Source organism: Curtobacterium sp. MCLR17_032, assembly GCF_003234795.2.
Lineage (GTDB): Bacteria > Actinomycetota > Actinomycetes > Actinomycetales > Microbacteriaceae > Curtobacterium.
In genome coordinates this window covers 3,601,810-3,627,347 of the sequence record NZ_CP126268.1, presented here as the reverse complement: position 1 = coordinate 3,627,347, position 25,538 = coordinate 3,601,810, and the positions used below count along the sequence as shown (strand labels likewise).

Sequence of the window (25,538 nt, the reverse complement as noted above, 5' to 3'; positions counted from 1 at the left end):
GAGCACCTTTCGCGCAGACGACGCACGCAGGTCACACCAACAACGCGGGCGGCTTGATCGCCGATCGGAGCGTGAGACGACGACGCGGCCGTCAGTACTCGAGGACCGGCCACTCCCTCAACCGAGAGAACCGTGGGCGCGGCGGCACCGGCTCGTCGTCCTCCATCACCCGAACGTCCGTGAGCACCGTGATCTCGCCGGTGCCGTACGAGCGGTATGCGATGCCGTCTCGCTCGTCCACGACCATCGTCACGCGGTCAGCTGGATCGCGCTCATGCTCGAACGTCACGAGCAGCCAGTGCCCGTGAACCCGTTGGACCAGGATCGGCGCGAAGCTCCCGGGTGATCCCCACAGCAAGAGGAGCTCCGGTGTGAGGAGCCGGACGGGAGGAGCCACCGCGCCGCTCCGGGCGAAGCTGACCTCGACCGCTCCGTCGACGGAGTCGAGGACACCCTCCGCGTAGTGGTCACGGTGGCGGTCGCCCTCGTGGTCGAACGTCCAGCTACGGTCGCACTCGTCGATGACGACCTGGAACTGACGGGGCTGCGCCGAGCCGCCTCGCGTCATCGTCATGCCGCGAGCGAGTCGTCTGGCGGGACGTCGGAGCGCAGCGATCTCGGACTGGAGGACCGGCGCGTCAGCCGGAACGAGGACAGTGTCGAAACGCACACCCCAGTGTGACGCGAACGGCGATCCGAGGGGCCGGACGCCTGGGCGGATGTCGGACGGGCTCAGCCGCGCAGCTGTGCCGCTGCGTGCTCGAGCTGCTCGGTCGCTGCTGGACCCCACCCGTTGGGGTCATCGCCCGGGGGCACGAGGGCCAGGGAGAACCAGCACACCAGGACCGGCCACCAACGGAGTTCCTCGTTCGTCATGGCGTGGACCGCTCGGTACCCGTCGAGGAACTGCTCCCGCACGGACACACCGACCGGTCCCCAGTCCCGGAAGAGCGTGCCGAGCATGACCGCTGATCGAGCGAGTTCCACGATGCGATGGTCACGTCGGAGTTCCTCGAAGTCGAGGACGCCGACGACCTCGGTACCGGCGCACAGGATGTTCGCGGCGCGGTAGTCGCCGTGCACGATCTGCACGGGCGGGAGCTCCGGTGGCATCCGATCGAGCAGCTGCCTGAAGACGTCGCGGGCCCGTGGGGACAGCGTGGACGACTCGGAGGCGAGCCAGCCCGAGATCTGCGCGGTGAGCGGTGCCGGCGGGGACAGGACCTCGTGTTGCAGGTCGCTCACTGGGCTCGAGCGCAACGCGTCGTGCAGTCGAGCGAGTGTCGCCCCCGCTGCACGGACCTGATCGGCGTCCTCGACATCGAGGTGCGCTCCTTCGATGACGCGTTGCAGACCCATCGAGACGCCGGCGTCCGCCACCTGGACGCCACCCGCGAGCGTCGTCACCGGAGCAGACACCGGCAATCCCTGTGCTCCGAGCCGAGCGGTGAGCTCAGCGGCGAGCGCGAGCCGTGGGAACCGGTCGGGGACGACCGACCACTTGAGCAGGAGACGTTGGTCAGCGCTGCGAATCCATGCAAGGGCGTTGCCGTCGCTGATCACCACCCGCTCCGGCGGACCGACACGAACACCCCAGTGGCGTTCGACCGCTGCGGTCACCCAGTCGGCCACCGACGCGGTGTCCGCGAAGCCGAAACGGTTCCGCAGCACCTCGTCCGGGTCGTCCTGCTCCCACAACATCTCGATCGTCATCGATCCCCCTGCATCAACCGTCGAGCGCCGAGCCCGACACCCCCGCCGATCCTGCCTCGCACCGGCGGCCATCATCGCCTTTCTCGGCGTCCTGGAAGCCGAGTCTCGTCAGGCCAGGATCGTGAGGAGCCGGTTCCCGAAGAGTGCTGCGTACCGTCCCTGCCGCCGCAGGATGTGCTGCACGTGGTCGGCGGTCCGAGGGAGCCGTCGAGCGAAACGGTCGAAGCCGGAGAGGACCAGCACGAGGCCGGTCTCGGATGCGTCCCACCCGTAGTCCGCCTCGGCCACGTCCGACATGCAGTCGTCGAGCGCGTCCAGGTTCTGCCCGAAGTGGGGCGGGAACTGGAGGCCCTTCGCGAAGTCCAGGTGCATCTGCTCGTCGTCACCCCACGCCCCGGCGTCCATCTCGACGACCCGGTAGCCCTCGCGTCGAAGCCACGTCTCGGCGTTGCGCAACACGGCAGCGTCTCGAAGCTCGCGGACGAAGCCGTCGCGAGCGATCTCGAAGTCCAGCCTGTTGCCGAGGACGTCGTCAGTGGAGAATGCCGGCACGCTCGCACCCTAGTGCGAGACGAGGTCAGGACAGCGGCAACGCTGATGACGGCGATCGAGCGCTCCGGGAACGACGCCTGCAGATGAACGCCACACCGATGATCCCGAGCGCGAGTTCCACAGCCCACACGACGTCGTTCGTCGGGGTCCGACCACCACTGAACGCGACCCCGAACGCCGCGACCGGTTCGAGGACGAACAGCGCGGGCAGGCAGAGCGTGAGCCACCAGAGCTCCGACCGGCGACTGAGTGAGGCGATGCAGCCGACCACCGCTCCTGCCACGGCTCCCGCGGTGCAGAACAGCAGGTAGTTCGAGGTGACATGGACCGACAGGGAGTGCGTGCGGGCCTCGAGTGCCGCGTAGAAGGCCATCAGGCTGACGATGGCGAGCACCGCACCCACCAGGGCGCCACGTGCGGGCGACCGGACCGCGCGATCGCCGACGAACGGGATCACGAGCCACGGCGCCGCGAGGTTGCCGAGCACGTACCGCAGCGCGTCCGTGCCGTCCCCCTTGAGCACCTGGAACCCCACGCCGACCACGGCAGCGGCGAGCACCAGCGCGATCAGCCGGGGAACCACGGAGCGCCCCGAGATCACCCGGAGGTCTGTCACGAGCCGGACCCCGCGAACCCGTCGAGCGCCGCCGTCAGCGCCGCACTCCCGCCGGGCCCGCCGTGCCCCTCGTCCTCGACGATGGTGAGCGTGCTCGCCGGCAACCCGCGGTGCACACGCCAGGCCGTGACGGCGGGTCCGCTGATGTCCCGCCGTCCGTGCATGAGCGCCGTCGGGACGTGCGCGATCCGGTCCAGACGTGCGAGCACGGCCTGGTCGCCCGGCAGGAACCCGTCGTGCGCCCAGTAGTGCGTGACGAGGGTGGCGAAGCCCTCGCGCAGCTCCGGACCCAGGTGGCCGCGCTCGCGGAGCGCGGGGTCGTCGAGGGAGACGTGGACGTTCTCCCACCGGTCCCAGGCCTGCGCGGCGTCCGCACGGGCCTCCCGGTCGGAGCCCGCCAGGCGACGCGCGTACGCGTCGACCACGCGCTCACCCGGGAGGCGCTGGCTGGCTTGCTCGAACGCCTCCCACTCCGCCGGGAACACGCGTCCCACACCTTCGGTGATCCAGTCGACCTCGTCGCGGCTCGTCGTCGTGACGGCCATGAGGGCCAGCGCTCGGACCCGTGCGGGGTGCTGCTGCGCGTACGCGAGGGCGAGCGTCGTTCCCCACGAGATCCCGGCGACGACCCAGTCCTCGATGTCCAGGTGCTGCCGGACCGCCTCGATGTCGGCGATCAGCCGCTGCGTGGTGTGGGCGGCGAGCCGGTCGCGGGACTCGGTGACGAGGGGGCGGCTCCGGCCGCTGCCGCGCTGGTCGATGCCGATCAGGCGGTACCGGGTGGGGTCGAAGTGCGTCCGGTACCAGCCGCTGCCGATCGAGCCGCCGGGGCCGCCGTGCAGCCAGAGGGCGGGGATGCCGTCGGGGGCGCCGGACTCCTCCCAGTACAGGGACGTGCCGTCGCCGACGTCGAGCATCCCGGAGGCGGTGGGTCCGGTCCTCGGGTAGGCCATGAGTCGACGGTAGTGGCCGGATCAGCCGTACAGGGCCTCGGTCGGCCCGTGGCGCGGAACGCGCTGCGCCCCGCCGTACCGTCGGGGGTCGCCAGCATGATCAGGGGGTGTTCATCCCCACCAGAGCTGCCGGCCTCGACGCCCTCGACGAGTTCGTCCCCCGCGCCGGCCGTGACTACGCCCGCGACCGGAACGCGGACCTCGGCGCATCGCGGGACAACGTCTCGGGCCTGTCGCCGTACGTGCGCCACCGCCTGGTGACCGAGCACGAGGTCGTCGCAGCCGTCCTCGACCGCCACAGCCTGCCGGCCGCCGAGAAGTTCGTGCAGGAGGTCTTCTGGCGCACGTACTGGAAGGGCTGGCTCGAGCAGAACCCCGAGGTGTGGCGCCGGTACCGGCGTGCGGTCGACGAGTTCGCGACCGGGACCCTGCCGGAGGGCCACGACGACGCGGTGCACGGCCGGACCGGCATCGACGCGATGGACGCCTGGGCACGGGAGCTCATCGAAACGGGCTACCTGCACAACCACACACGCATGTGGTTCGCGAGCATCTGGGTCTTCACGCTCGGCCTGCCGTGGCAGCTCGGTGCCGACTTCTTCCACCGGCACCTGCTCGACGGCGACGCCGCTTCCAACACGCTGTCCTGGCGGTGGGTGGCAGGGCTCCAGACCCGCGGCAAGACCTACCTGGCGACAGCGTCGAACATCGCGCGGTACACGGACGGGCGGTTCTCGCCGACCGGACTCGCGACGACGGCCCGGGCGCTCGCCGAGGAGCCGCTGCCACCACGCACACCGATCGAGTCCGACGATGTCGTGGGCGTGATCGGCGACCGGGTCGGTCTGCTGCTGCACGAGGAGGACCTCGAGGCATCGAGCTTGCTCGCCGAGCACCCCCAGCTGACCGCCCCGGTGGCGACGGCGGTCGCCGCGGACCCCGGCGCACGGTCCCCGTTCGTGGTCTCGGACCTCGTCGAGGCCTTCACGGCCACCGCCGTCGACGACGCCGCCGGCCGGACGCCGGACGCCACCGGCCGTCCGGCGCAGGTGCTGGCCGACACGCTGCCGTCGACGGTCCTGCGGTGGGCGGAGTCCGAGCAGCTCGACACCGTGGTGGTGCCCTACGCACCCGTCGGGCCGGTCCACGAGCGGCTCGGCGCGCTGCGTGCCGCCCTCGCGGCGGAGGGTGTCGCCCTCGTCACCGTCCGTCGCCGCTGGGACAGCGCGTCGTGGCCCTTCGCGTCCCGCGGGTTCTTCCCGTTCCGTGAGCGCATCCCGGCGCTGGTCCGTCAGCTCGTGGCGGGCTGAGTCCGGCCCACGGACGGGAGGCGCGGTGCCAGCTGGCACCGCGCCTCCCGTCCGTCTCGCCCCGGTCGTGTCGCGGCGGGTCAGTCGTGCAGGGCGTCGGCGAGGCTGAGGCGGGCGGGGAGGTCGTCGCCCTCGTCCATGCCCCGGCGGAAGTCGGTCCGACCGTCCTCGGCGACGTACACACCGGCGGCTCCGCCCGTGACGAAGAACTGCTCGGCCAGGTCTCCCGCGAGTGCGGACGGGGCCAGGTAGAGCAGGTAGGTGGTGCCCTGCCGGAGGAGCATCCCCGGGTGCGACGACCCCGCGGTGCCGTGCTGGCGGACGATGACCGTGGATGCCGCCGGGTGGTCGGCGTCGGTCTTGGCGGTGTCCACGACCCGGACGGTGGACAGTGTGGTGGGGCCGGCGCTCGCGACGTCGTTCGCGACCCGTTGCTCGTCGACGGTGCCGGTGACGACGAGGGAGCTGCTGTCGGCCATGCTGCTGACCGAGTCGTACATCCGCGCCCTCGAGCCGCTCGACCCGGACGCGCAGGCGGTGACGGACACCAGGCCCGCTGTGACCAGCGCCGCTGCGACGAGGGTGTGGCGCCGGAGCCGGGTCACGACTCGCTCCGGGTCGGCTCGTCGCTCGGGGTCGGCCAGACCAGCCGGAAGCGCTCGCAGACGACGGGCATGTCCGGCGCCCAGCCCCGCGGGTCCTCGGAGTGCTCCCGCCAGTACCGTTCGTGCGAGGCCCGCCAGTACGCCAGCGTCCGGTCGCCCTCACCCTCGGCTCGGGCGTGCTCGGGGTCGACCCGGTCGAACGGCACGGTCCGGACGTCCGTCGTCACGATGACCGCGCGAGGCTGCCCGGTGCCGTCGAGGACCACGCTGTGTTCGCCGACCTCGGGCAGGGGTTCCGCGGTCGCCTCGTAGTCCCAGAGCGACGACGCCGTGCCGTCCTTCACGCCGTTCAGGACCAACGCGAGCAGCTCGTCGGCGTGCTCGGGTGTCGCGCCGAAGCCCCAGGCAAGAGGGACCTCCACGGGCAGGTCCCGGGACTCCAGACGGCGGGCGGCCCAGAAGGCGGCCACGGCAGGCGACACTGCGTCCATGGCGCCGACCCTAGCGGTGTCGACTCGGTCGGTGCCAGAACCCCTCAGAGCGCGGCCGCGAGGAACCGCAGCTGCTCCGGAGCCACACGCCGCCAGTACGACCAGTCGTGTGCGCCCAGGGTGAAGCTCGACGTGGGCGCCGGCGTGATCCGGTGCACGAGCTGCTCGTCGCCCGGGCAGAAGGCGTCCGCGGTGCCACAGGTGATCCGGGTGTGCAGGGCTCCGAGCGCCGCGGTCCGTGTGGTCAGGTCGTGCTGGGCGAAGTCCGCGGCGCTGTCGAACGCCCCCGAGGCTGCGCGCTGCGGGGTCGGCCAGAGCGCCACCGAACTCGCTGCGACGGCCCGGACCCGCTCGGGCCCCAGCGTGCTGCCGACCAGGAGTGCCCCGTACGCCCCCATCGACCAGCCGAACAGCCCGAGCCGTCCGACGTCCAACCCGTGGTCGTGCAGCAGGGGCAGGAACTCGTCGACGAGCATCCGGTGCGGGTCCCGGCCGGAGGCCCGGGGGTGCCAGTAGTCGTTGCCGCCGTCGACCGAGGCGATCGCGACCGCCGGCTCGCCCGCTGCCCGGCCTGCCGCCTGGAACCGGTCGAGGTGCATGCCGTGGTCGAAGCTGCTGCGGTGGTCGCCGCCGTACCCGTGCAGGGACACGACGACCGGCAGCGGGTCACCTTCGCGGGAGCCGGGCGGGTAGCTGATCGTCCACCCGGTCTCAGCGCCGCCGCGGGCAGCCGAGGTGAACGAGCCTTCGAGGCGCCGACCGGGTGCGGTGGAGGGGACGACGCCCGCCGGTCCGGTCATGCCGAGCAGCCGTTCCGCCGCGGACCGTCCGGGCAGCACGCGCTGTTCGACCAGGACGGCGCCGGCCGCGGCCGCCAGGACCACCGACCCGCCGCCGATGAGCAGCGTGCGTCGCGACAGTGCGGTCATCGGACCCCTCTTCCGTTGTGGTGCGACGACGTTCCCAGGGAGCACTGGGGAAGCCCTCGCGACACGCTGCGCAACCCTTCAGCACCCGATCAGCCCGGAAGACGCTGGGAGACTCGGCCACTTGGCCAAGTTCGGCGCTACGGTCGCAGCATGACCACCACCCAGGAGCACCGCAGCGTCGAGGAACGCCGTGACCAGCTCGTCGACGCCGCGCTCGCCGTTCTGCGCGACGAGGGCGTCGCCGCCGTCACCACCCGCGCCGTCACCAGTCGCGCCGGGCTGCCGCACGGCGCCTTCCACTACTGCTTCGCCACGAAGCCAGCGCTCTTCCGTGCCGTCCTGGAACGCCAACTCCGCACCGCGATGGCCGCCGCCTTCGCCACCGACACCGCCGCACTCGCCCCGGAGGCCCGGATCACCGCCGGCCTCACCGCCCACCTCGACACGACCCGCGCCGACCCCGCGACCGCGCTCGCCCTCGTGGAGCTGTTCGCCCTCGCACGACGTGACCCGGGCCTCCAGGACGTCGCCGACTGGGAGCAGCGCGCCTATGTGGCCGCCGTGCGTGCCCACCTGGAGGCGTGGACCGACGACCGGCGCTTCCGGTGGACCGCACCCCCGGAGACCGTGGCCCGTCTGCTCGTGGCGCTCGCCGACGGCGTCAGCACCGCCTGGCTGCAGGACCGCGACGACGCCGCTGCCGCCGCGACCATCGCGCTCGCGGCCCGGACGACCGCCACCCTCGTGGACGGCAGCGCATCGTGAAGTGGGTGTTCCTGGCCTCCGCGATCGTCGCCGAGGTCACCGCCTCCCTGGCGCTGCAGGCCGCCGTCGAGCACGCCGGTTGGTACGCGCTCGTCGTCGTCGGGTACCTGGTGGCGTTCGGGATGCTGGTCCTGGTCCTCCGCCGCGGGATGGGCATCGGGGTCGCGTACGGCATCTGGGGAGCGTCCGGGGTCGCCCTGACCGCGGTGCTGGCGGCGGTGCTGTTCGGGCAGGCGCTCACCCTCGTGATGGGGATCGGCATCACGCTCATCGCCGTCGGGGTGCTGCTCGTCGAGCTCGGCTCGCAGCGGGCGCTGGCCGCACGGAAGCGGGAGGCGCACTGATGGGATGGGTCCTGCTGACGATCGCGATCGTCTCCGAGGTTGCCGCGACGATCAGCCTGAAACTCGCCACTGACGGCAAGAAGCGCTACTACGTCCCGGTCGTGGCCGGGTACGTCGTCGCGTTCAGCCTGCTCGCGGTCGCCCTGACCCTGGGGTTGCCGATCGGGGTCGCCTACGGCATCTGGGCGGCGACCGGGGTGGCGCTGACGGCGGTGCTCGGGCGCGTGCTGTTCCGCGAGCCGCTGACCCGGCTGATGCTCGCCGGGATCGGACTCATCATCGTGGGGGTGCTGCTCGTCGAGCTCGGGCACTGAGGCGGAGGGTGCTGATCCGGAGGGTGCTGGTCGGGAGTGTCGGGCTGTTCCGAACCGGTTCATTGCCATATCAGTCTGCATGTCGTACACATGAGGACGTTGAAACATCAGCGTCCAGATCCCACCGGTCGGGCGCTCCACCGATCCCCGGGAGGGACGCCCGTGTTCACCACCATCACCCCGATCGCGACCCGGATCGACCCCGCCGACGTCTCCCTGCCGCCGACCCGGTCGATCAGCCTGGGCCGGTGCCGACGGCCGCCCGTGCCCCCGCGCGAGACCCTGCACCACGACGACCGGCGGGACGGTGCCCGTGGCTGACCGGCACGCGATCAGCGCCACCCGGGCCGATCCGGCGCAGTGGCGGCGGCACGGCCTGACCCCGCCGGAGGACCTGGCGGCCATCGTGACCTCGCGGCTCTGGGAGCCGGGAGAGCCGCGGTACTCCGACTTCTTCCGCGCCGAACCGCGGCTCCGCTAGCTGCGGTCCCGCGCGACGCCCCCTGCCCGCCGGCCGGTCTTCCGGTACGCGCTGAGGCTCATCGTGTGCACCGCCGTCGGGTCGTCCAGCAGCCGCAGGTCGTACGCGGCGCAGTCCCCGAACGTCCCGATGCCCGGCGTCCCCTCGGTCCGTTCGAGCACGCCCTTCGAGGGGCCGTCCGACCCGATGCCGGCGCGGTGCACCATCCACTCGAGGTCCATCGCCTCGTCGGCCAGGTACCGCATCACCGCCTCGTTGTCCCGGTGCTGGCCGTCGTAGCTGCGGGCGACGGTGTTCCGGATCGCCCAGAGCGTCGGCGTCAACCGTGCGTGCGGCGGTGCACTGAGGGCACCTGCCTGGTACAGGAACCGGCGCACCCCGGTCCGGCGCATCGCGGGCACCAGGCGTCGGACGAACGCCGTGTTCACCATCGCGGTCCGCTGCGCCTGCACGTCTCCGAGCAGCGAGACCACCGCGTCGACACCGTCGAGCAGCCCGTCGAGGTCGAGCTCGTCGGTCACGGATCCCTGCCGTACCTCGAGTCCGGCACGTGTGGGTCCGGCCTTCGCGGGCGTGCGGGCGAGGACGCGGACGCGGTGTCCGGCCGCGAGGGCGAGGTCGGTGAGGTGGCGGCCGGTCTGTCCGGTCCCGCCGAACACCAGGATCGTGCGCTGCGACGGCATCAGGCGTCCATCCCGACGACGATCTTGGTCGCCGAGACGCCGTTCCGGAGGGTCTGCAGGGCGGTGGGGAGGGCCTCCAGTCCGTGGCCGACGACCGTCGGCTCGGGTGCCGGGCGGAACCGTCCGTCGGCCAGGGCCGCGGGCAGGAAGTCGCGGAAGACCGCCGGTCCGACCGGGGAGACGACGGGGGTGCCGCCCCAGATCGCGGTGACGTGCATGCCGCGGAGTCGTTCGATGCGCGAGCGCATGCTGGTCACCGGGTCGGGGTAGGCGGATGCGATCCGCTTCGTGCCGGGGGCGGAGCGCGCGATGCGCAGGGCGTGTCCGAGGGAGCCCTTGCCGATCGCGACGGTGCCGACGAGGCGCCGTCCGCCGAGTGCCGCGACGACCTGACGGTCGACGTCGGCGTCGCGGTAGTCGACGACGGCCTCGGCGCCCAGGGCGCGCACCAGGTCGTGGTTCGTCCGTCCGGCCGTCGCGACCACCGTGTAGCCGCTGGCGCGGGCGAGCTGGACGGCGTTCATGCCGACGCTCGTCGATGCGCCCCAGACCAGGACGACCTCGTCCGCGTGGGACGCCCCGACCGTCGGGAACGGCAGGCCGAGCTGGTCCGCCTCGTACAGGCCGGCGGCGGCCGTGGCGAGTGCCAGCGGCAGGACCGCGGCACGGTCGAACGCGACGTCGGCCGGGAGGCGCGTGGTGACGCGTTCGAGGACCGTCACGTACCGCTGGAACCCGCCTTCGGACGGGCGGTTCCGCGCCTTCTCCTGTCCGGCGGCGAACGCGGTCACCCGGTCGCCGACCCGGAGGTCCGTGACGTCGGGGCCGACCGCGACGACCTCGCCGGCGACGTCGCTGCCGAGGACGGTCGGGAACCGCACCCACGGCGAGACGAGGCGGCGGAGCGGGCCGGTGATGGCGTCGACGGGGTTCACCGCGACCGCGCGGACCCGGACGACGAGTTCGCCGGCGCCGGGGGTGGGCATCGCGGTCGGGCGGACCTCGAAGGGGCCGCGCGGGCCGAGCAGGAACAGTGCTTCGTTCGGCGGGGTGGTGATGGGGTCGGCGGCGGTCATTTCGGTTCCTCGTTCCTCGGTGCCAGCGTGATGACACGTGATGTCATCGTATGCCCTCATGGCACGTCGTGTCATCAGGTACGATCGACCGATGCGATGGGCTCCCGATGCACGAGGACGACTCGAGCGCGCGGCCTTCGAACTCTTCGCCGAGCAGGGCTTCGCGGCCACGACCGTGCCGCAGATCACCGCACGTGCCGGCCTGACCACCCGGACGTTCTTCCGGCACTTCGCCGACAAGCGCGAGGTCGTCTTCGCCGGCGACGAGATCCCCACCACCGCCGCACGGCTCATCGCCGAGGCCCCGGCCGACGTCGAGCCGGTCGAGGTCATCCGCCGCGTGCTGCACCAGGTCGCCGCCGCCCGGTTCGACGACAACCACGCCCAGACCGCGGCCTGGCGTCGGATCGTCGAGAGCAACGACGAACTGCGCGACCGCGACGCCCGGAAGCGCGCCGACCTGGTCCGCGCTGCCCGGGGCGCCTTCGTCGAACGGGGCGAGACGCCGCTGCAGGCCGCCGTCCTGGCCGAGTTCGGCGTGCTCGTGTTCCAGGTGGCGCTGGACACGTGGGCCGGTGCGGAGCCGGAGTCCCGCTCGATGTCGGCGACGATCGACGAGGTCCTCGCCGCGCTGCCCCTCGCCGCCCGGCCCTGATCGTCGGGCCCGGACTGCCCGGGTGGCAGGATCGGGCACATGCGCGCCGTCACCTTCGACTCCTTCTCCGCGACGCCCGTCGTCACCGACGTGCCGGAGCCCGCGTGCCCACCGCACGCCGCCGTCGTCCGGGTCGTCGCCACCGGCGTCTGCCGCAGCGACTGGCACGCCTGGCACGGCCACGACGACACCGTCGCGCTGCCGCACGTCCCCGGCCACGAGTTCGTCGGCGTCGTCGAGCGCGTCGGCGACCAGGTCCGGCAGTGGCGGCCCGGCACCCGCGTGACCGCACCGTTCGTCAACGCGTGCGGCACCTGCCCGACGTGCATCGCCGGGCGCCAGAGCATCTGCCCGAACCAGACCCAGCCCGGCTTCGACCGGCCCGGGTCCTTCGCCGAACAGGTCGTCGTGCACCACGCCGACACCAACCTGGTCGCCGTGCCCGACGCCATCGACGACGCCACGGCCGCCGGGCTCGGCTGCCGCTTCGCCACCGCCTACCGGGCCGTCGTCAACCGTGCACGGACTGCGGCGGGGGAGCACGTGGTCGTCTTCGGCTGCGGAGGAGTCGGGCTGTCGGCGATCGTCGTCGCGGTCTCGCGCGGTGCCCGGGTCGTCGCGGTCGACGTCTCCGCCGAGGCGCTCGCCCTCGCTCGGACACTCGGCGCCACCACCACGGTCGACGCACGGTCCGATGACGTCGACGAGCGGATCCGGGTCGCCACGGACGGCGGCGCCCACGTCGTCATCGAGGCGCTCGGACGCGCCGCCCTCGTCCGCCAGGGCATCGCCGCGCTCCGCCCGGGTGGTCGGCACGTGCAGGTCGGACTCCTGGCGGGGGCGGACGCCACCCCGCAGGTCGACCTCGGCCGGGTCATCGGACTCGAGCTCGAACTGCTCGGCAGCCACGGGATGTCCGCGCACGAGTACCCGGCGATGCTCGCCGAGATCGCCGACGGCCGGCTCGACCCTGCTCCGCTCGTCGGCCGGACCATCCCGCTCGACCAGGCGCCGGCAGCGCTCGAGGCGATGGACCGGCCGGCGACGTCCGCGGGGACGACGGTCGTCGTCCTGTAGTCGGCCCGAGGCGGACGGGAGGCACCGGACCAGCCGGGCACGGGCCTCCCGTCCGTCGAACCGTCGGCCGCGAGCATCTCGCCGGACCGCTGTCCGGGCAACGTGGTTACGATGCCGAGCATGGGGGTCGAATTCGACGACGCTGCAGCGGGGGCGCTGATCAGGGCGACGCGTTCTGCAGACGGTGCGTCCACCGGGCAGAGCGGTGCGCGGCGGTGACACCGTCACGGCGGGTCGTCGGACCCGCGGTCGCGGCCCTCGTCGCGGCCCTCGTGGTCGTGCTCCTCACCGGCTGCGCACCCGGACCCGACGGACCGGCATCAGCCGGGTCGGCCAGCTCCGACGGAAACGAGCACGGCGTGAGCCATCGAGGCCCCGAACCCACCGCACGGTCCTCCGAGAACGGGATCGAGACCTGGGACCTGACGGTGCCGCCCTCGGTCGAGGCGTTCGGGATCGACACGGACGTCCCGGACGGCGCGCGGACCCGGGTCGGTGCGTACGGCTCGGAGGCCGGTGCGTGGGACCCGGTGCGGATCCCATGACCGCCAACAGCGGCGGAGTCCGTCCGCCCGTGCGCGGGCCCGACGGGGAGACCGCGGTCGCCGTGCCGGTTCGTCTCCACTGGCGGGTCCTCGCCTGGCTCACGCTCGTCGTCGACGTGCTGCTGGTGGGCCTGCCGTTCCCGATCCTGATGTTCGCCCAGGCCTCCGGTCTGTCCGCGCTCGCGAGCATCGCGTTCCCGATGCTCGTCTGGGGTCCGCTCGTGGCTGCCGTCGTCACGGTGGTCGCCCTGTGGGTGGTGCCCGCGCCGCGCGCGCCCGTGAACTCCGCCGGGATCGTGCTGGCCATCATCTCGGGGGGCGCCGGACTCCTCTGGCTCGGCGTGGGTGCGAGCTTCGGTGGTGCCTCGATCGCGTTCGGCCTGCTGCTGCTCGGGGTGACGGTGCTCCTCGTCGTGCTCGTCGTCGGTGATGGTCCGCATTCGCGTCGCTGACCGTTCGAGTTCGCACTGGCTGGCTGAACAGGTCTTGTACATGTAGTCTCCTGTCCATGCCGGTCTCATCGAAGCGACGCCTCGTCGCCGACGCCCTGCGCGACGCGATCGCCACGGGTCGGTACGCCCCGGGCCAACGCCTGCCGGGCGAGCACGACCTGGCCGAGCGCTTCGCCGTCAGCCGCGGCACCGTGCGGGCGGCGCTCGCCGACCTGGCCGACGAGGAGTACATCGCCATCCACGGCGGCATCGGCTCGATCGTCACCTTCGACGGTGCCGCGCTCGACCCCCGCAGCGGGTGGGCCCGTTCGCTCGCCGCCACCGGTACCGAGATCGCCGTCCGGGTCCTGCGCATCGAGCGTGTCAGCCGACCCGGCCAGGCAGCCGAACTCGGGCTCGACGACCCCGACTTCATCGCGGTCGACCGCGTCCGTCACGTGGTCGGTGGACCGGACGTGTCGCTCGAGCGCAGCCTGGTGCCGCCGTTCGGGAGGCTCGCCCGCGCCGTCGACGAAGGGCTCGTCGACGACTCCCTCACCGCCACGATCGCCAGTGCGGGTCTGGTGCCCGCGCTCGCCGAGCAGTGGGTCGACCTCCAGCCCCTCACCGCAGACGAGGCAGCCTCCCTCCACAGGGCGCCCGGTGAGCCGTTCCTCCACAGCCGACGGGTCTCCCGCACGGCCGACGGCACGTTCGTGGAGGCTGTCGACAGCCTGCTCGACCCGAGCCGGTTCCGCCTGCACATGAAGTTCGGGAGCGCGTCGTGACGACCACCGCCGAGTACGAGCACGCGCTCGCGGCCTTCCGGGGGCTCGCGATCGGTGATGCCCTGGGCATGCCCACGCAGTCGATGTCCCTCGACCAGATCCGTGCCGACCACGGGGTGATCGACGGGTTCGTCGACGCCGGGCCCCACCAGCGGATCGCGCACGGCATGCCCGCGGCGAGCATCACCGACGACACCGAGCAGGCCGTCCTCGTGGCGCAGCTGCTCGTGCAGGGCGACGGACGACTCGACCCCGTCGACTTCGCCCAGGCGCTCATCGCCTGGGAGCGGACGATGGCGGCGAAGGGCTCGCTCGACCTCCTCGGACCGAGTACCAAGACGGCCGTGCAGCGCATCCTCGACGGGGTCCCGGCCTCTGAAGCCGGCTCGACGGGCACCACGAACGGTGCCGCGATGCGGATCACCCCGGTCGGCATCGCGACGCCCCTCCATGGTGTCGGTGAAACCGGATCAGGCGGTGTCGCGGCACTCGTCGACGCGGTGCAGGACGCCTCGCGGGTCACCCACGACACCGGCCTCGGCATCGCCGGCGCCAGCGCGATCGCAGCTGCGGTCTCCGCTGGCATCGACGGTGCGACCCGGTCCGAGGCACTCGACGTGGCGATCGCTGCCGCACGCCTGGGTGCGACCCGGGGGCACTGGGTCGCCGGCGCCTCGATCGCCGAGCGCACCGAGTGGGCCCGTGGACACCTCGCCAGCGTGCCGGCCGACCAGCGGATCGACGTCGTCTCCGGACTGATCGGGACGAGTGTCGCGTCGCAGGAGTCGGTCGTCGCGGCCCTCGCCCTCGTCGCCCTCGACCTCGACCCCTGGCAGACCGTCTGCACCGCGGCCAGCATCGGCGGCGACACCGACACCATCGCCGCGATGGCCGGAGCCGTCCTCGGCGCCGTGCACGGTGCTCCGGCCTGGTCCGACGACGCCGTGCACCAGGTCGAGACCGTCAACGACCTGCACCTCGACGAGCTCACCCAGCAGCTCCTCGTCCTCCGCGCCGCCGCTCGCCGGTAGCGCCCTCCAGACCGCCGGGCGGCGGTGTCCCCCCTTCACCGTCGCCCGGCCTCACCCCTCGCACCCTTCCGATGACGTAAGAGGACCTGATGACCACCACCCCCACGGACTCGGGCACCAAGTCCGGCACCCTGACCACGATCGAACAGCGCGGCATCGAGCCGGTCCCGGTCGCCGAACGCACCGGCACGCCCGGTGCGCTGTTCTGGGTCTGGTTCGCCGCGAACATCTCGATCCTCGGGCTGCCCCTCGGCGCCACCCTCGTCGCGTTCCAGGGCCTCACCGTCTGGCAGGCACTGCTCGTCGCCGTCATCGGTGCCGCCGGCTCGTTCGCCGTCGTCGGGGTCATCTCGATCGCCGGTCGTCGCGGCGGAGCGCCCGGTCTGACCCTCAGCCGCGCGGTCTTCGGCGTGCGCGGCAACATCGGCCCGACCGCCGTCTCGCTCCTCAGCCGTCTGGGCTGGGAGACCGTGAACACCACCACGGCCGCGTTCGTGCTGCTCTCGCTGTTCACCATCCTGTTCGGCACCGACGGCGGCTCCAAGGCGCACCCGGTCGTCACCGTCGTCGCGATCCTGCTGTTCGTCGCCGCGACCGTGCTCATCTCCGGCCTCGGCCACGCGTTCATCGTCGCCGTGCAGAAGTGGGCGACGTGGGTCTTCGGTGCCCTCAACGTCTTCGTCGCCGTGTTCCTCGTCGCCCGCATCGACTGGGACGTCGTCGGTGCCCAGCCCGCCGGCCCCGTCGCCGCCATGGTGATCGGCATCGGCACCATCGCCGCCGGCACCGGCATCGGGTGGGCGACCGCCGGTGCCGACATCGCCCGCTACACGCGCACCAGCGTCCGCGCCGGCAAGCTCGTCGCCGCCAGCGCCGCGGGTGCCGGCATCCCCCTCGTCGTCCTGGTCGGGCTCGGTTCCCTGGTGTCCGCCGGCGACCCGACCCTCGCCCAGGCCGGTGACCCGGTCGCCGCGATCCGCGACATGCTGCCCAGCTGGATGGCCGTGCCGTACCTGATCGCGGCGTTCGGCGGGCTCCTGCTGTCGAACCACCTGTCGGTGTACTCGGCGAGCCTCACCACGCTGACCCTCGGCGTGAAGGTGCCGCGGGTGTGGGCCGTCGCGGTCGACGTCGTCATCACCACGCTCGGCGCCATGTACTTCATGCTCGTCGCCGACGGTTTCTACGCCCCGTTCATCACGTTCATCTCGGTGCTCGCCGTGCCGATCACGGCCTGGCTCGGTGTCTTCATCGCCGACATGCTCCGCCGCACCTGGTACGACCCGAGCGCGCTCCTCGACCTGCGCCGCGGCGGCCGCTACTGGTACGCCGGCGGCATCGCCTGGCGCGCCGTGACCGCCTGGGTCGTCGCGATCGTCGTCGGCTTCCTGTTCACCAACGTCCAGGTGGGCGACGCCGACCCGGTGTTCGTCGGCGCCTTCTCGGACACCTGGATCGGCGCGAACGGTCTCGGCTGGGTCGTCACCTTCATCGTCGCCGCGGCGGTCTACCTGCTCACCGGCGGCCCGCGCGGCACCCTGCACGAGCAGCCCGACCAGTCCGCACCGCTCCCGCGCACCGAGCACACCGTCCGATGAGCCGCCTCGTCTCCGTCGGCAACGTCATCGTCGACATCGTGATGCGCATCGGTGCCCTGCCCGAGCCCGGCGGTGACGTCATCGCCGACGGTTCGGAGATCACGGCCGGCGGCGGCCTCAACACGATGGTCGCCGCCCGTCGCGACGGCATGGACGTCGTCTTCGCCGGGCAGTACGGCACCGGTCCGTTCGGCGACGTCGTCCGCCAGGCACTCGAGGAGTCCGGGGTCACCGTCGTGCAGCCCGGGCTCGCGGACGTCGACAGCGGCTACTGCGTGGCCCTCGTCGACGCCACCACCGAACGCACCTTCGTCACGAGCGTCGGCGCGGAAGGGCAGCTCACCCGGGCCGACCTGGACCGTGTCGAACTGCTCGACGACGACATCGTGTTCGTCTCCGGCTACGGTCTGGCGCACGCGGTCAACGGTGCGGCCATCGCCGGCTGGCTCGGCACGGTGCCGTCGTCCGTCCGCGTGGTGTTCGACCCGTCACCCCTCGTCGACACCCTGCCGGCAGCCGTCCTGGACATAGTGTCCGCCCGCTCCGACGTGGTCAGCGCGAACAGCCGGGAGGCCCGCCTGCTGTCCCCGACGTCGGCCACCCTCGCCGAGGCTGCCGCCGCCATCGCCGCGGCAGCGCGGGGCACCGCCCTGGTGCGGGACGGCGCGGACGGCTGCTGGCTGGTCGAGTCCGGCAGCGAACCGGTCCTGGTCCCCGGGTTCCCCGTCGTCGCGGTCGACACCAACGGGGCGGGTGACGCACACGACGGCGTACTGGCGGCGGCGTTGGGTCGTGGGGCGAGCCTCCAGGACGCCGTCCGCCGGGCCAACGCGGCGGCAGCACTCGCGGTGACCCGCACCGGACCGGCGACCGCTCCGACGGCGGACGAGACGGACGCGCTGCTCGCCGGGGCGTGAACCGTGAGCGGAAGTGCGAGCAACTGGTTGCACTACCGGACCCCTGGCAGGCGGCATAGTGTGCACGGAGGGAGGGTCACCATGGACGAACGAACCGTACGCAACCGGTACACCCAGCTGCCCCCGACCGTGGACCCGGCCGCCTTCGTGGTCGAGGTCCCGGCGTTCGAGGACGACCGACCCGCTCCGCCACCGATCCCGCCCGCCGCTGCGCCGGAACTGGTCGCGGCCACGGAGTTCGCCCGCGGCGCCGGCGGCCCCCGGACGATCCGACGGACGCAGATCCCGGCCGCGCTGGTGATCGCCGGCGTGCCGATCGGTGCCGTCATCGTCATCGCCGCAGTGCAGATCCTGTTCATGCGCTGACCACCCGCATCGTGGGACGGACGCGCCCCGCCTCAGTCGGAGAGGTCGAGGGCGTCGCCGGGAGCGCACTTCGAGGCACCGGTGATCCGGTAGCCGCCGTAGTACGACACGTACCCGATCGACGTGACGGGGCCGCCGAATCCCCGGAGCCCGACGGTCGGGTTCTCCCCCTTCGTCGAGAACCGCTCGACGGCGATGCCCGCGTGTTCCCACGATCCCTCGAGCTTCCGCATGTCGGCGGCGACGTCGTCGTCCGCGCTCTTCGGACGCTCCACGATGTAGACGTACCGGACGTGGTCCTCGTCATGGTCGCTGCACGATTCCACGTCAGGCCCGCGGTAGACCCGCCAGTCGCCGCCGATGTCCGACGTTGCGAGCGTCACGGAGTGGACGATCTCCTTCTTCACGACCGATGGCCGCGCGTCGGTCTGTCCGGCACTGCAGCCGGACAGGGCGACCACGGCCAGCACCACGACGAGTGTTCCCCGAAGCCCTCGGATGAGATCCGCGCCGGTCATCGCGTCATCACTCGTCCTCGAGCAGGTCGCTCACGTTGCCGTCAGCGCACGCGGAGACCGCGGTGATGCTGTACCGCTCCGGGTACGCGTTGAAGGCGATCGTCAAGATCGGACCCCCCTTTCCCCGCATCCCCAGGAGGGGGTCCGCCCCGCCGCTCTTGTACGCCGTGGTGGCGATCCCCTCGCCGTCCCAGAACTCTGCCATGGCTTTCACGTCGTCGTCCGGCTCGTCACCGGTCGAGCCGGACCGTTCCATGATGTAGACGTAACGGGCTTTGTCTTCCACACCGTCCCCGCACCCTTCGACGGAGGGGCCGCTGTAGACCTTCCAGTTCCCGCCGACAGCGGCGGCCGAGCGCTCGACGACATCGACCACGGACTTCCGCACGGTTGCTGGTTCGCGGCCGCTGTCGCCTGAGGTGCTGCTGGCGCTGCAGCCCGCCAGCGTGCCCAAGCAGAGCAGCGCGCCGATCGCTGCCACGGCTGCCCGTCGAGCATCCACGAGTGGTCTCCTGTTCGTCATGCCGGTCACTCCGACTTGCGTAGTTCGCTCACGTTCCCGTCAGCGCACTGGGACACCCCGGTGATGCTGTAGCCCTTCGGGAAGGCGTCGAAGCCGATGGACGTCGTCGGGCCGCCGGATCCGCGGACGCCGAGCAGTGGGTCCGCACCGCCGCTCTCGTAGTCGGAGAACTCGATACCGGCGCCCTTCCAGAGCGCCTTGATCTCGTCGAGGTCCGCGGTCGGGTCGCCGCCAGGTCGGTCGACACGGTCCATGATGTACACGTAGCGCGCGCTGTCAGAAGCGCCGTCGCCGCAGGCTTCCACCGACGGACCGCTGTACACCTCCCACTTGCCGCCGAGTGCTGCGGTGGAGCGCTCGACGAGATCGACGATGGACTTCTCGACGGTCGACGGCTGTCGCCCGGTCCCGCCGGAGTCGCTGCTCCCACAGCTGGTGAGGAGGAGCGTGACGGCAGCACCCGTGGCGACCGCGCAGATGACGCGTGTTCTCACTCCGCCTGGCGCAGTTCCGCGACGTCACCGTCGGAGCACTTCGAGACTCCGCTGATCGTGTAGCCCTGCGGGTACGCGTTGAACCCCACGGAGGTGACGGGACCGTCCACCCCGTTGATGCCGGTGAGGGGGTCAGCGCTCCCGCTCTCGAAGCGCTCGGTCGTGATCCCCTTGCTCTTCCAGAGATCCTCCACCGTGCGGATGTCGGCAGCCGGAGCGGCACCGTCCGCGCCGGCGCGCTCGAGGATGTACACGAAACGTGCACCCTCACCGCCACCGGGCTGCTCGCAGACCTCAGCGGAGGGACCTCGGTAGAGCGTCCATTCGCCACCGACAGCGTCAGTCGACTCCTTCACGAGGTCGACGACGGACTTCTTCGCATCCGACGGTTTCACTGTGCTGCCTCCGGGGCTGTCGCTACAACTGGTCATGGTCAGGCCCGCCGTCAGGACGAGAGCGACGCCGATGCTCGTCCTGACGGGGCCGTGGCTTCCTCGATGCACCATCACAGTGTCCACTGCGGCGTCTCGAGGATGGACCTCTGGTACTGGGTCGGGCCCTTCGGCGGGTCGGCCGTGATGTCGTCGGCATGCCCGGTCGTGGCGTAGCCGACGTTCCGCAGGGACTCGGTACCCAGATCGAGGTACCCCCGGTCGTTGCCCGTGTGCGTGCCGTGGTCCTCCACCGGGTTCACGTCGCCCCCGTCCGTCACGATCCCGTCGGTACCGAACGGTGTGGCTCCGAAGTCGGGGTCGATCGGGTTCTGGCTGTGTTCTGGACTGAGGCGCCCTGTCCAAGCCCATTGGTCGCCCTTCTCCGGCTCGATCAGCCACACGTCCTGCGCCTGTCCGGCGTAGACGTCGTCGACGTGCAGATCGGTCGCCTGGTCGATCTCGTTGGGCAGGCCGGCGGACCCGACAGTCGTGAGCGTGTCCACGTGGACGTCGCTCTGGGTCAGCGCGTAGGCCGAGGCGGTCGTCCCGTAGGAGTGCGCGACGATGTTCGTCGTCGGTACATCGCCCGAGCGCACGGCGTCCAGGCCTCGGATGGAGTCCGCGAGGTTGTCGCCGCCCTTCTGGGCGTACTCGCTGCCGAGGACGCCGAAGTCCAGTTCCCCCGAGATGACCGGCTGCGGCGGGGTGTCGTAGCCCATCCAGCTGATGACGGCTCGATCGTCGGGACCGATGTCCTTCTGCTGGTCGTAGATGTTCTGCGCCGAGTCCGTCCAGCCGACCATGCCCGTCGTGTCCGAACCCATGCCGGGCACGGCCCAGGTGACGTTGTCGGCGGTGTCGAGATCGCCGATGGAGACCGCTGCGAGCGGTGGGACGTCGTCGGTGAGGGAGACGATGAACCGCTCTCCGGCCTTGCTGTCCCCCTGGAACTTGCTGGCGGTCTTGATCGCCTGGAGCGCTTCGAGGTTCGTCGACGCCTTCCCCCACGAGGCTCCGTTGTCGTAGGCGATCGTGTTGCGCAGGGACTCGACCTCCTGCTCGGCAGCGGTGATGCGGGCGTCGAGCACCGCACGGTTGGCGGTGTCCCGTGCCCAGTAGTCGACCCCCTCCAGGTTGCCGATCTTGCTGAGCACCGGGATCGGGAGGGCTTCGAGGTCGCGCTGGTCCGCCTTCGAGTACCCGAGCGCCGCCCAGCGCTCGGCGACCTGCGCGGGGGTGAGGTCCGGGTCGAGCAGCTCCGTGATGGCCGCCGGCAACTCCGCAGCGGCCGAGACGTCGAGCGTCGCGTTCGAGATCGACCCCTGACCGCCCGCTCGTTCGAACGCGTCGGCGATCCGGTCGGCCCAGGCAGCGTCCTCGCCGTTCTCCTCGAGCAACCGGTCGAAGCCGATGAAGAAGGTCGCTGACGAGACACGCACCCACCCGCACGAGCCCGTGAAGCCGTTCCACGCGTTGCGCAGCGTCGTCTGCTTCTCCGTCGTCGCCAGGTCGAGAGCCCGGTAGTCCGTCGCGAAGGACCGCAGGTGGTCCGGGTCGGCTGAGCTCTTCCCGCCGGACGTCCCGCTGCCGGTCCGTGTCCGAAACCGCGCCGAGAACGCTGCCGAGATGCTCGGCGGCGCGATCGGTGTCTCGGACGGCTTGAAGTCGAAGCCCAGTGTGGGCGGGGGCTCGAAGAACGTGGTCGGGGACTCGGCAGCCTTACGGTCCCGTTCGTCCTGTCGGACCTGCCACGCGGCCAGGTCCTCCTGCCGCTCACGTTCGCGCTTCGCGGCCGCGGTCGCCGCGGTCACCTGGTCGCTCAGGTCGTCGAGCACGGTCGCGAGCTTCGGCCGGTCCGCCGCTTCGATCTGCGCCGACTCCTCGAAGCGTGTGGCGTAGGCGCCCGAGAAGTCGTCGGTGCCCTTCTCGACCGCGGCCCGGCGTCCGGTGCCCTGCCCGCGCAGCTGCTCGGCAGCGGCATCTGCCGCGCGCACGAGTGCGTCGGCGGACGCTTCGTCGTACTGGATGTCCCCCACGATGTTCCCCCCTGCGCACCCTCACAGGTGTGCTCGTCCGACTGTACCCACCGTGTCGCTCGTTGCCCATGGTCGAGTTCCCGGCGCGACCACGCGGCTACTGTCGTGCTGGTGCGTCCGGGCGCACCGGGGGAGGCACGGGGATGCAGCAGGCGGCGACCACCACGAAGGGGCGCCGGACGACCGAGGTCGGCCGCGTCCGCACCCGCAGCGTCGTTGCGGCATCGGTCGTCGCGCTGACGCTGGCCCTCACCGCCTGTACCGGTGGCGCGCGCGTGCAGCCCGAAGCAGCCGAGAGGTCGATCGTCAGCGCCGTGGACGACACGACAGCGACGATCGGCGGCCACTGGAAGGTCTACAGCGAACCGACCGCTGAGTCCTGCACCGAAGCAGCCGACGACGGCCTCACCTACACGTACATCCTCATGCAGGACGGGCCACGGACCGATCCGGCGAAGGCCGTCGCAGCGATCGAGCAGCTGTGGAAGGACAGGGGCATCACGACCGAGCGGTACCGGTCGGGAGCCGCAGACCCGATCCTCGGCATCCGCGGACGTGGCGGCCCCGCGACGTCGATGGACTTCCGCGCCGACGCGCGCCGCTTCAGCGTCGTCGGCGTCTCCGAGTGCGCCGAGGGCAGCGCGGTCGAGGAACGAAGACGACAGAGCACGTCTTCTCCGACGCCATGACCCAGCCCAGTGCAGCGAGCGGGGCCGCCCCGCTCTGGTGACCCGGTGTCGGACGGGAGGCGCGGCCCGGCCCCGCCCCGCGCCTCCCGTCCGGCGGTCCCGCCACCACCGCGCCCACGCGACCCGAAGACGGGGCTGGTGCCGCAGCCCGCGGAGCGCTTGACTCGTTCCGGGGGGCACACGGCCCCCTTCCTCGACACAGGGAGGCCGGCGATGCGCTCGCTCGTCTACACCAGCACGCAGACCCGCCCGATCTCGGACTCGGAGCTCGCGCAGATCCTGGCCGTCGGCCGCGAGAAGAACACGCGCATGGGCGTCACCGGCATGCTCGCCCACCGCGACGCCAACTGCATCGGGATCATCGAGGGCGAGGACGACGTCGTCCACGAGCGCCTCGAGCAGATCCGACTGGACCCGCGGCACACCAACGTGCGGGTGCTCTGCGACGACCCGGTGCAGCAGCGCTCGTTCCCGGACTGGTCGATGGCGTTCCAGCCCCTCGACCCGCTGATGCGCGAGGTCCCCGGCTTCAGCGACCTGTTCGACACGCAGCGTCCGACCGATGCCGAGGCCGGCGCCTCCCGGGCCCGCGCGCTGCTGGAGTGGTTCCGCAAGCACCCGCTCGCACCGCTGACGAGCCAGGACTCGGCAGACGCCGAAGCACCGCGCACCCGGGTCCTGAACGGTGCGATCGCGGTGCTGCACGACGCCGGCACGGTCGCGTTCTCGACCGAGGCGGTCGCCGAGCGGTGTGGGATGCGCGTCGCCGAGGTCGAGGGGCTCTTCCCGAACCGCCACGCCCTGCTGGCCGCGACCGTCGAACGCTGGAGCCTCGCCGTCTCGGCACCGCTCCTGCCGATGATCACCGAGCGCGGCACGGTCGCGTTCCTGCACGCGCTGCTCGCCGCCCATGTCGAGGAACCGGGCCTGATGCGCCTGCTCGCCTCGATCCTCGGCGCCGCCACCGACCCGACCGTCGACGGTGCCGACTACTACCGCTCGGCGTACCTGCAGTTCCGGCAGACGATCCGGACGGCGCTCGCCGCGGACGTCAGCGACGGTCGCGAGCCGGCCACGATGGACCCGGAGCGGGGTGCGCAGCAGCTGCTGGCGCTCTACGACGGGCTCCGGCTGCAGGCGCTGCTCACGCCGGACACGGACCCCATCGACGCGTTCGACCGCGCGGCCGCCCGGATGCGCCGCGGCTGGTCCGAGCAGTACGAGCAGCCGACGTACTGGGACATCCCGGTCGCCCCGTCCCGCTGAGCGGAGCGGAGCGCGCTGAACGGAGCGCGCCGCGCCCCCGTTGCTCCGCCCCGACCAACCGGTCTAGCCGTGGAGTGGGGGCGGTGGAGCGCTCCCGGTTCCGCCATGATGGTCCCCAGGGCGTGGACCGGGTATCTGCGCCCTGCTCTCTCACCCAGGGTGGTGAGCCGGCCGTCTGGTCGCCTTCGGGTGGTGATCAGGCGGCCGAACGCGTTCCCCGGGTCGGCACTTGTCCGCCGTTCGTGGGACTGCGGAGCGTGCTCGACCAGGTCTAGCGTCGCGACCGTGCGGCAACGACGCCGCACCGGTCATGAATCGAGCATCATGCAACGACGGATGAGAAGTCTCGTCGCCCTCGCCGTGAGCGCCGGCGTCGTGGGGGCGCTGGTCCCGGCGATGTCGGCCCAGGCGATCACGACGAGCGACACCCCGGACTTCGGCAGCAACGTGAAGGTCTACAGCCCCTCGACACCGACGTCGACCATCCAGGCCGACGTCGACGCCGCGTTCAACGCCCAGCTCCGCAGCCCGACCGCGCAGTTCGGCACGCAGCGGTCGACGTTCCTGTTCAAGCCGGGCAACTACGGCCGGGTGTGGGCGAACCTGGGGTTCTACACCTCGGTCGCCGGCCTCGGGAAGAACCCGGACGACGTCACGATCAACGGCGCGGTCAACGTCGACTCCGGGTGGAACGCCGGTGACGAGTCGAACGCCACGCAGAACTTCTGGCGCTCGGTCGAGAACCTGGCGATCGTGCCCGTCTCGCCGGCATCGTTCCGCCCACCACGGACGTCGTCGTCATCGACACCCCTCCGCTCGAGGAGAACGCCGGCATCGTGGTCGCCGCTCTCCGAGCCGCTGACGTCGCCATCGTCGCGATGGCGCCGACGATGGGCGAGTACGAGCGACTTCCCGAAGTCTGGGCGGCGATCGAAGACGTCGACCCATTGCGTGCCGACCCACTCTCCGTTGCCGTGCTGATGAACCGGACCATCACCAACGCGAACAGCACGCCGATGTTCAGGGAGCTCATCACTGATGATGGCCACACGGTCCTCGCGACGACAATTCCCCGACGGGAACCGATCGCACAAGCGTTCGGAGGCCCGGTAGTCGACCTAGGCAAGTACGCGGCAGCCGCCGATGAGATCAGCACCCTTGGAGGCATCCGATGAGCAAGGCCGAAGAGATGCGAGCCCGCGCTGCTCGCGTAGCTCAGCGATCAAACCAGGGCGGTGGCTCTGCCTCTGATGAGATCGCGCCACCGGCCGCGGCCGCGACTCCTGCGAAGCCGGCGGTCGTGAGATCGAAGCCCGTGAGAATCACTGCGGACCTTCC

33 protein-coding genes are annotated in these 25,538 nt (G+C 71.7%); 18 read left to right on the top strand and 15 right to left on the bottom strand.

The annotated features are described in order from the left end of the window. Positions 1-91 precede the first annotated feature (91 nt). From DEI97_RS17285 to DEI97_RS17265, 5 genes are all read right to left on the bottom strand, one after another. Positions 92-574: a hypothetical protein gene (locus DEI97_RS17285; protein ID WP_111074160.1), complete on the bottom strand. Its 483-nt coding sequence runs from the start codon at positions 572-574 to the stop codon at positions 92-94. A 158-nt stretch (positions 575-732) separates the two neighbouring features. Further along, complete coding sequence (locus DEI97_RS17280; protein WP_220039177.1) at positions 733-1,713, bottom strand: phosphotransferase enzyme family protein; 981 nt, start codon at positions 1,711-1,713, stop codon at positions 733-735. Between the two features lie 108 nt (positions 1,714-1,821). Further along, entirely contained in the window at positions 1,822-2,265 is a 444-nt protein-coding gene (locus DEI97_RS17275; protein ID WP_111074159.1) for a barstar family protein, read from the bottom strand. Between the two features lie 25 nt (positions 2,266-2,290). Further along, on the bottom strand, positions 2,291-2,881 hold the full coding sequence (locus tag DEI97_RS17270) for a DUF6518 family protein (protein WP_111074158.1): 591 nt from the start codon (positions 2,879-2,881) through the stop codon (positions 2,291-2,293). Continuing rightward, entirely contained in the window at positions 2,878-3,834 is a 957-nt protein-coding gene (locus tag DEI97_RS17265; protein WP_111074157.1) for an alpha/beta fold hydrolase, read from the bottom strand. The genes DEI97_RS17270 and DEI97_RS17265 overlap by 4 nt, the downstream gene beginning before the upstream one ends. Positions 3,835-3,941: 107 nt before the next feature. Here DEI97_RS17265 and DEI97_RS17260 point away from each other — a divergent pair, with 107 nt between their 5' ends. Further along, positions 3,942-5,144 carry an FAD-binding domain-containing protein gene (locus tag DEI97_RS17260; RefSeq protein ID WP_111074156.1) on the top strand — a complete coding sequence of 401 codons (1,203 nt, stop codon included), beginning with the start codon at positions 3,942-3,944 and terminating at the stop codon, positions 5,142-5,144. An 80-nt stretch (positions 5,145-5,224) separates the two neighbouring features. Here the strand turns inward: DEI97_RS17260 and DEI97_RS17255 are convergent, their stop codons facing one another. From DEI97_RS17255 to DEI97_RS17245, 3 genes are read right to left on the bottom strand one after another with little or no spacing between them, the layout of a single operon-like run. Then, positions 5,225-5,749 (bottom strand): hypothetical protein, encoded by a 525-nt coding sequence (locus DEI97_RS17255; protein WP_111074155.1) that lies wholly within the window; start codon positions 5,747-5,749, stop codon positions 5,225-5,227. Beyond that, positions 5,746-6,240 carry an ASCH domain-containing protein gene (locus DEI97_RS17250; RefSeq protein ID WP_111074154.1) on the bottom strand — a complete coding sequence of 165 codons (495 nt, stop codon included), beginning with the start codon at positions 6,238-6,240 and terminating at the stop codon, positions 5,746-5,748. Before DEI97_RS17250 ends, DEI97_RS17255 begins: the two co-directional genes overlap by 4 nt. Positions 6,241-6,284: 44 nt before the next feature. Then, positions 6,285-7,169: an alpha/beta hydrolase gene (locus tag DEI97_RS17245; RefSeq protein WP_111074153.1), complete on the bottom strand. Its 885-nt coding sequence runs from the start codon at positions 7,167-7,169 to the stop codon at positions 6,285-6,287. Between the two features lie 150 nt (positions 7,170-7,319). Here DEI97_RS17245 and DEI97_RS17240 point away from each other — a divergent pair, with 150 nt between their 5' ends. The 5 genes from DEI97_RS17240 (at position 7,320) to DEI97_RS17220 (ending at position 9,073) form a co-directional block, all read left to right on the top strand. Further along, positions 7,320-7,934, top strand: coding sequence for a TetR/AcrR family transcriptional regulator (locus tag DEI97_RS17240; protein ID WP_111074152.1), 615 nt, complete (start codon positions 7,320-7,322; stop codon positions 7,932-7,934). Further along, the gene (locus tag DEI97_RS17235; RefSeq protein ID WP_111074151.1) at positions 7,931-8,278 is read left to right on the top strand and encodes a DMT family transporter; all 348 of its coding nucleotides are present in this window, start codon (positions 7,931-7,933) and stop codon (positions 8,276-8,278) included. Before DEI97_RS17240 ends, DEI97_RS17235 begins: the two co-directional genes overlap by 4 nt. Next, on the top strand, positions 8,278-8,592 hold the full coding sequence (locus DEI97_RS17230) for a DMT family transporter (protein ID WP_111074150.1): 315 nt from the start codon (positions 8,278-8,280) through the stop codon (positions 8,590-8,592). The genes DEI97_RS17235 and DEI97_RS17230 overlap by 1 nt, the downstream gene beginning before the upstream one ends. 162 nt (positions 8,593-8,754) lie before the next feature. Next, positions 8,755-8,913, top strand: coding sequence for a hypothetical protein (locus DEI97_RS17225; RefSeq protein ID WP_181439167.1), 159 nt, complete (start codon positions 8,755-8,757; stop codon positions 8,911-8,913). Further along, complete coding sequence (locus tag DEI97_RS17220; protein ID WP_181439166.1) at positions 8,906-9,073, top strand: hypothetical protein; 168 nt, start codon at positions 8,906-8,908, stop codon at positions 9,071-9,073. The genes DEI97_RS17225 and DEI97_RS17220 overlap by 8 nt, the downstream gene beginning before the upstream one ends. Here the strand turns inward: DEI97_RS17220 and DEI97_RS17215 are convergent. Then, positions 9,070-9,756: an NAD(P)-dependent oxidoreductase gene (locus tag DEI97_RS17215; protein ID WP_111074149.1), complete on the bottom strand. Its 687-nt coding sequence runs from the start codon at positions 9,754-9,756 to the stop codon at positions 9,070-9,072. The genes DEI97_RS17220 and DEI97_RS17215 overlap by 4 nt on opposite strands. Then, complete coding sequence (locus DEI97_RS17210; RefSeq protein WP_111074148.1) at positions 9,756-10,832, bottom strand: zinc-binding alcohol dehydrogenase family protein; 1,077 nt, start codon at positions 10,830-10,832, stop codon at positions 9,756-9,758. Before DEI97_RS17210 ends, DEI97_RS17215 begins: the two co-directional genes overlap by 1 nt. A gap of 91 nt (positions 10,833-10,923) precedes the next feature. Between DEI97_RS17210 and DEI97_RS17205 the strand changes: the two genes are divergently transcribed. The 9 genes from DEI97_RS17205 (at position 10,924) to DEI97_RS17165 (ending at position 18,240) form a co-directional block, all read left to right on the top strand. Further along, the gene (locus tag DEI97_RS17205) at positions 10,924-11,487 is read left to right on the top strand and encodes a TetR/AcrR family transcriptional regulator (protein WP_111074147.1); all 564 of its coding nucleotides are present in this window, start codon (positions 10,924-10,926) and stop codon (positions 11,485-11,487) included. Positions 11,488-11,526: 39 nt separating this feature from the next. Then, positions 11,527-12,564: a zinc-binding dehydrogenase gene (locus DEI97_RS17200; protein WP_111074146.1), complete on the top strand. Its 1,038-nt coding sequence runs from the start codon at positions 11,527-11,529 to the stop codon at positions 12,562-12,564. Positions 12,565-12,923: 359 nt separating this feature from the next. Beyond that, entirely contained in the window at positions 12,924-13,109 is a 186-nt protein-coding gene (locus DEI97_RS17195) for a hypothetical protein (protein WP_146248084.1), read from the top strand. Beyond that, positions 13,106-13,561 (top strand): hypothetical protein, encoded by a 456-nt coding sequence (locus DEI97_RS17190; RefSeq protein WP_111074144.1) that lies wholly within the window; start codon positions 13,106-13,108, stop codon positions 13,559-13,561. Before DEI97_RS17195 ends, DEI97_RS17190 begins: the two co-directional genes overlap by 4 nt. Positions 13,562-13,617: 56 nt before the next feature. Next, positions 13,618-14,328: a GntR family transcriptional regulator gene (locus tag DEI97_RS17185; protein ID WP_111074143.1), complete on the top strand. Its 711-nt coding sequence runs from the start codon at positions 13,618-13,620 to the stop codon at positions 14,326-14,328. Further along, a complete protein-coding gene (locus DEI97_RS17180; RefSeq protein WP_258376647.1) occupies positions 14,325-15,359 on the top strand; it encodes an ADP-ribosylglycohydrolase family protein in 1,035 nt (344 codons plus the stop codon). Before DEI97_RS17185 ends, DEI97_RS17180 begins: the two co-directional genes overlap by 4 nt. 89 nt (positions 15,360-15,448) lie before the next feature. After that, positions 15,449-16,957: a purine-cytosine permease family protein gene (locus tag DEI97_RS17175; protein ID WP_111074142.1), complete on the top strand. Its 1,509-nt coding sequence runs from the start codon at positions 15,449-15,451 to the stop codon at positions 16,955-16,957. Beyond that, positions 16,954-17,874, top strand: coding sequence for a PfkB family carbohydrate kinase (locus DEI97_RS17170; RefSeq protein ID WP_111074141.1), 921 nt, complete (start codon positions 16,954-16,956; stop codon positions 17,872-17,874). The genes DEI97_RS17175 and DEI97_RS17170 overlap by 4 nt, the downstream gene beginning before the upstream one ends. Positions 17,875-17,955: 81 nt before the next feature. Beyond that, positions 17,956-18,240: a hypothetical protein gene (locus DEI97_RS17165; RefSeq protein WP_111074140.1), complete on the top strand. Its 285-nt coding sequence runs from the start codon at positions 17,956-17,958 to the stop codon at positions 18,238-18,240. 32 nt (positions 18,241-18,272) lie between these two features. Here DEI97_RS17165 and DEI97_RS17160 read toward each other — a convergent pair whose 3' ends face one another. The 5 genes from DEI97_RS17160 to DEI97_RS17140 all read right to left on the bottom strand — a co-directional run bounded on the left by DEI97_RS17160 (position 18,273) and on the right by DEI97_RS17140 (position 22,245). Further along, complete coding sequence (locus DEI97_RS17160) at positions 18,273-18,758, bottom strand: hypothetical protein (RefSeq protein WP_146248083.1); 486 nt, start codon at positions 18,756-18,758, stop codon at positions 18,273-18,275. A 7-nt stretch (positions 18,759-18,765) separates the two neighbouring features. Then, the gene (locus DEI97_RS17155; RefSeq protein ID WP_146248082.1) at positions 18,766-19,290 is read right to left on the bottom strand and encodes a hypothetical protein; all 525 of its coding nucleotides are present in this window, start codon (positions 19,288-19,290) and stop codon (positions 18,766-18,768) included. Then, positions 19,287-19,775 carry a hypothetical protein gene (locus DEI97_RS17150; RefSeq protein ID WP_111074137.1) on the bottom strand — a complete coding sequence of 163 codons (489 nt, stop codon included), beginning with the start codon at positions 19,773-19,775 and terminating at the stop codon, positions 19,287-19,289. The genes DEI97_RS17155 and DEI97_RS17150 overlap by 4 nt, the downstream gene beginning before the upstream one ends. Continuing rightward, positions 19,772-20,170, bottom strand: a complete 399-nt coding sequence (locus DEI97_RS17145; protein ID WP_111074136.1) for a hypothetical protein — start codon at positions 20,168-20,170, stop codon at positions 19,772-19,774. The genes DEI97_RS17150 and DEI97_RS17145 overlap by 4 nt, the downstream gene beginning before the upstream one ends. A gap of 110 nt (positions 20,171-20,280) precedes the next feature. Further along, positions 20,281-22,245 (bottom strand): alpha/beta hydrolase, encoded by a 1,965-nt coding sequence (locus tag DEI97_RS17140; protein WP_111074135.1) that lies wholly within the window; start codon positions 22,243-22,245, stop codon positions 20,281-20,283. 143 nt (positions 22,246-22,388) lie between these two features. Here DEI97_RS17140 and DEI97_RS17135 point away from each other — a divergent pair, with 143 nt between their 5' ends. From DEI97_RS17135 to DEI97_RS17125, 3 genes are all read left to right on the top strand, one after another. Beyond that, positions 22,389-22,934 (top strand): hypothetical protein, encoded by a 546-nt coding sequence (locus tag DEI97_RS17135; RefSeq protein WP_111074134.1) that lies wholly within the window; start codon positions 22,389-22,391, stop codon positions 22,932-22,934. A 213-nt stretch (positions 22,935-23,147) separates the two neighbouring features. After that, a complete protein-coding gene (locus tag DEI97_RS17130) occupies positions 23,148-24,200 on the top strand; it encodes a BLUF domain-containing protein (protein ID WP_111074133.1) in 1,053 nt (350 codons plus the stop codon). Positions 24,201-24,536: 336 nt separating this feature from the next. Then, complete coding sequence (locus tag DEI97_RS17125) at positions 24,537-25,181, top strand: hypothetical protein (protein ID WP_220039176.1); 645 nt, start codon at positions 24,537-24,539, stop codon at positions 25,179-25,181. The last annotated feature ends 357 nt before the right edge of the window (positions 25,182-25,538 follow it).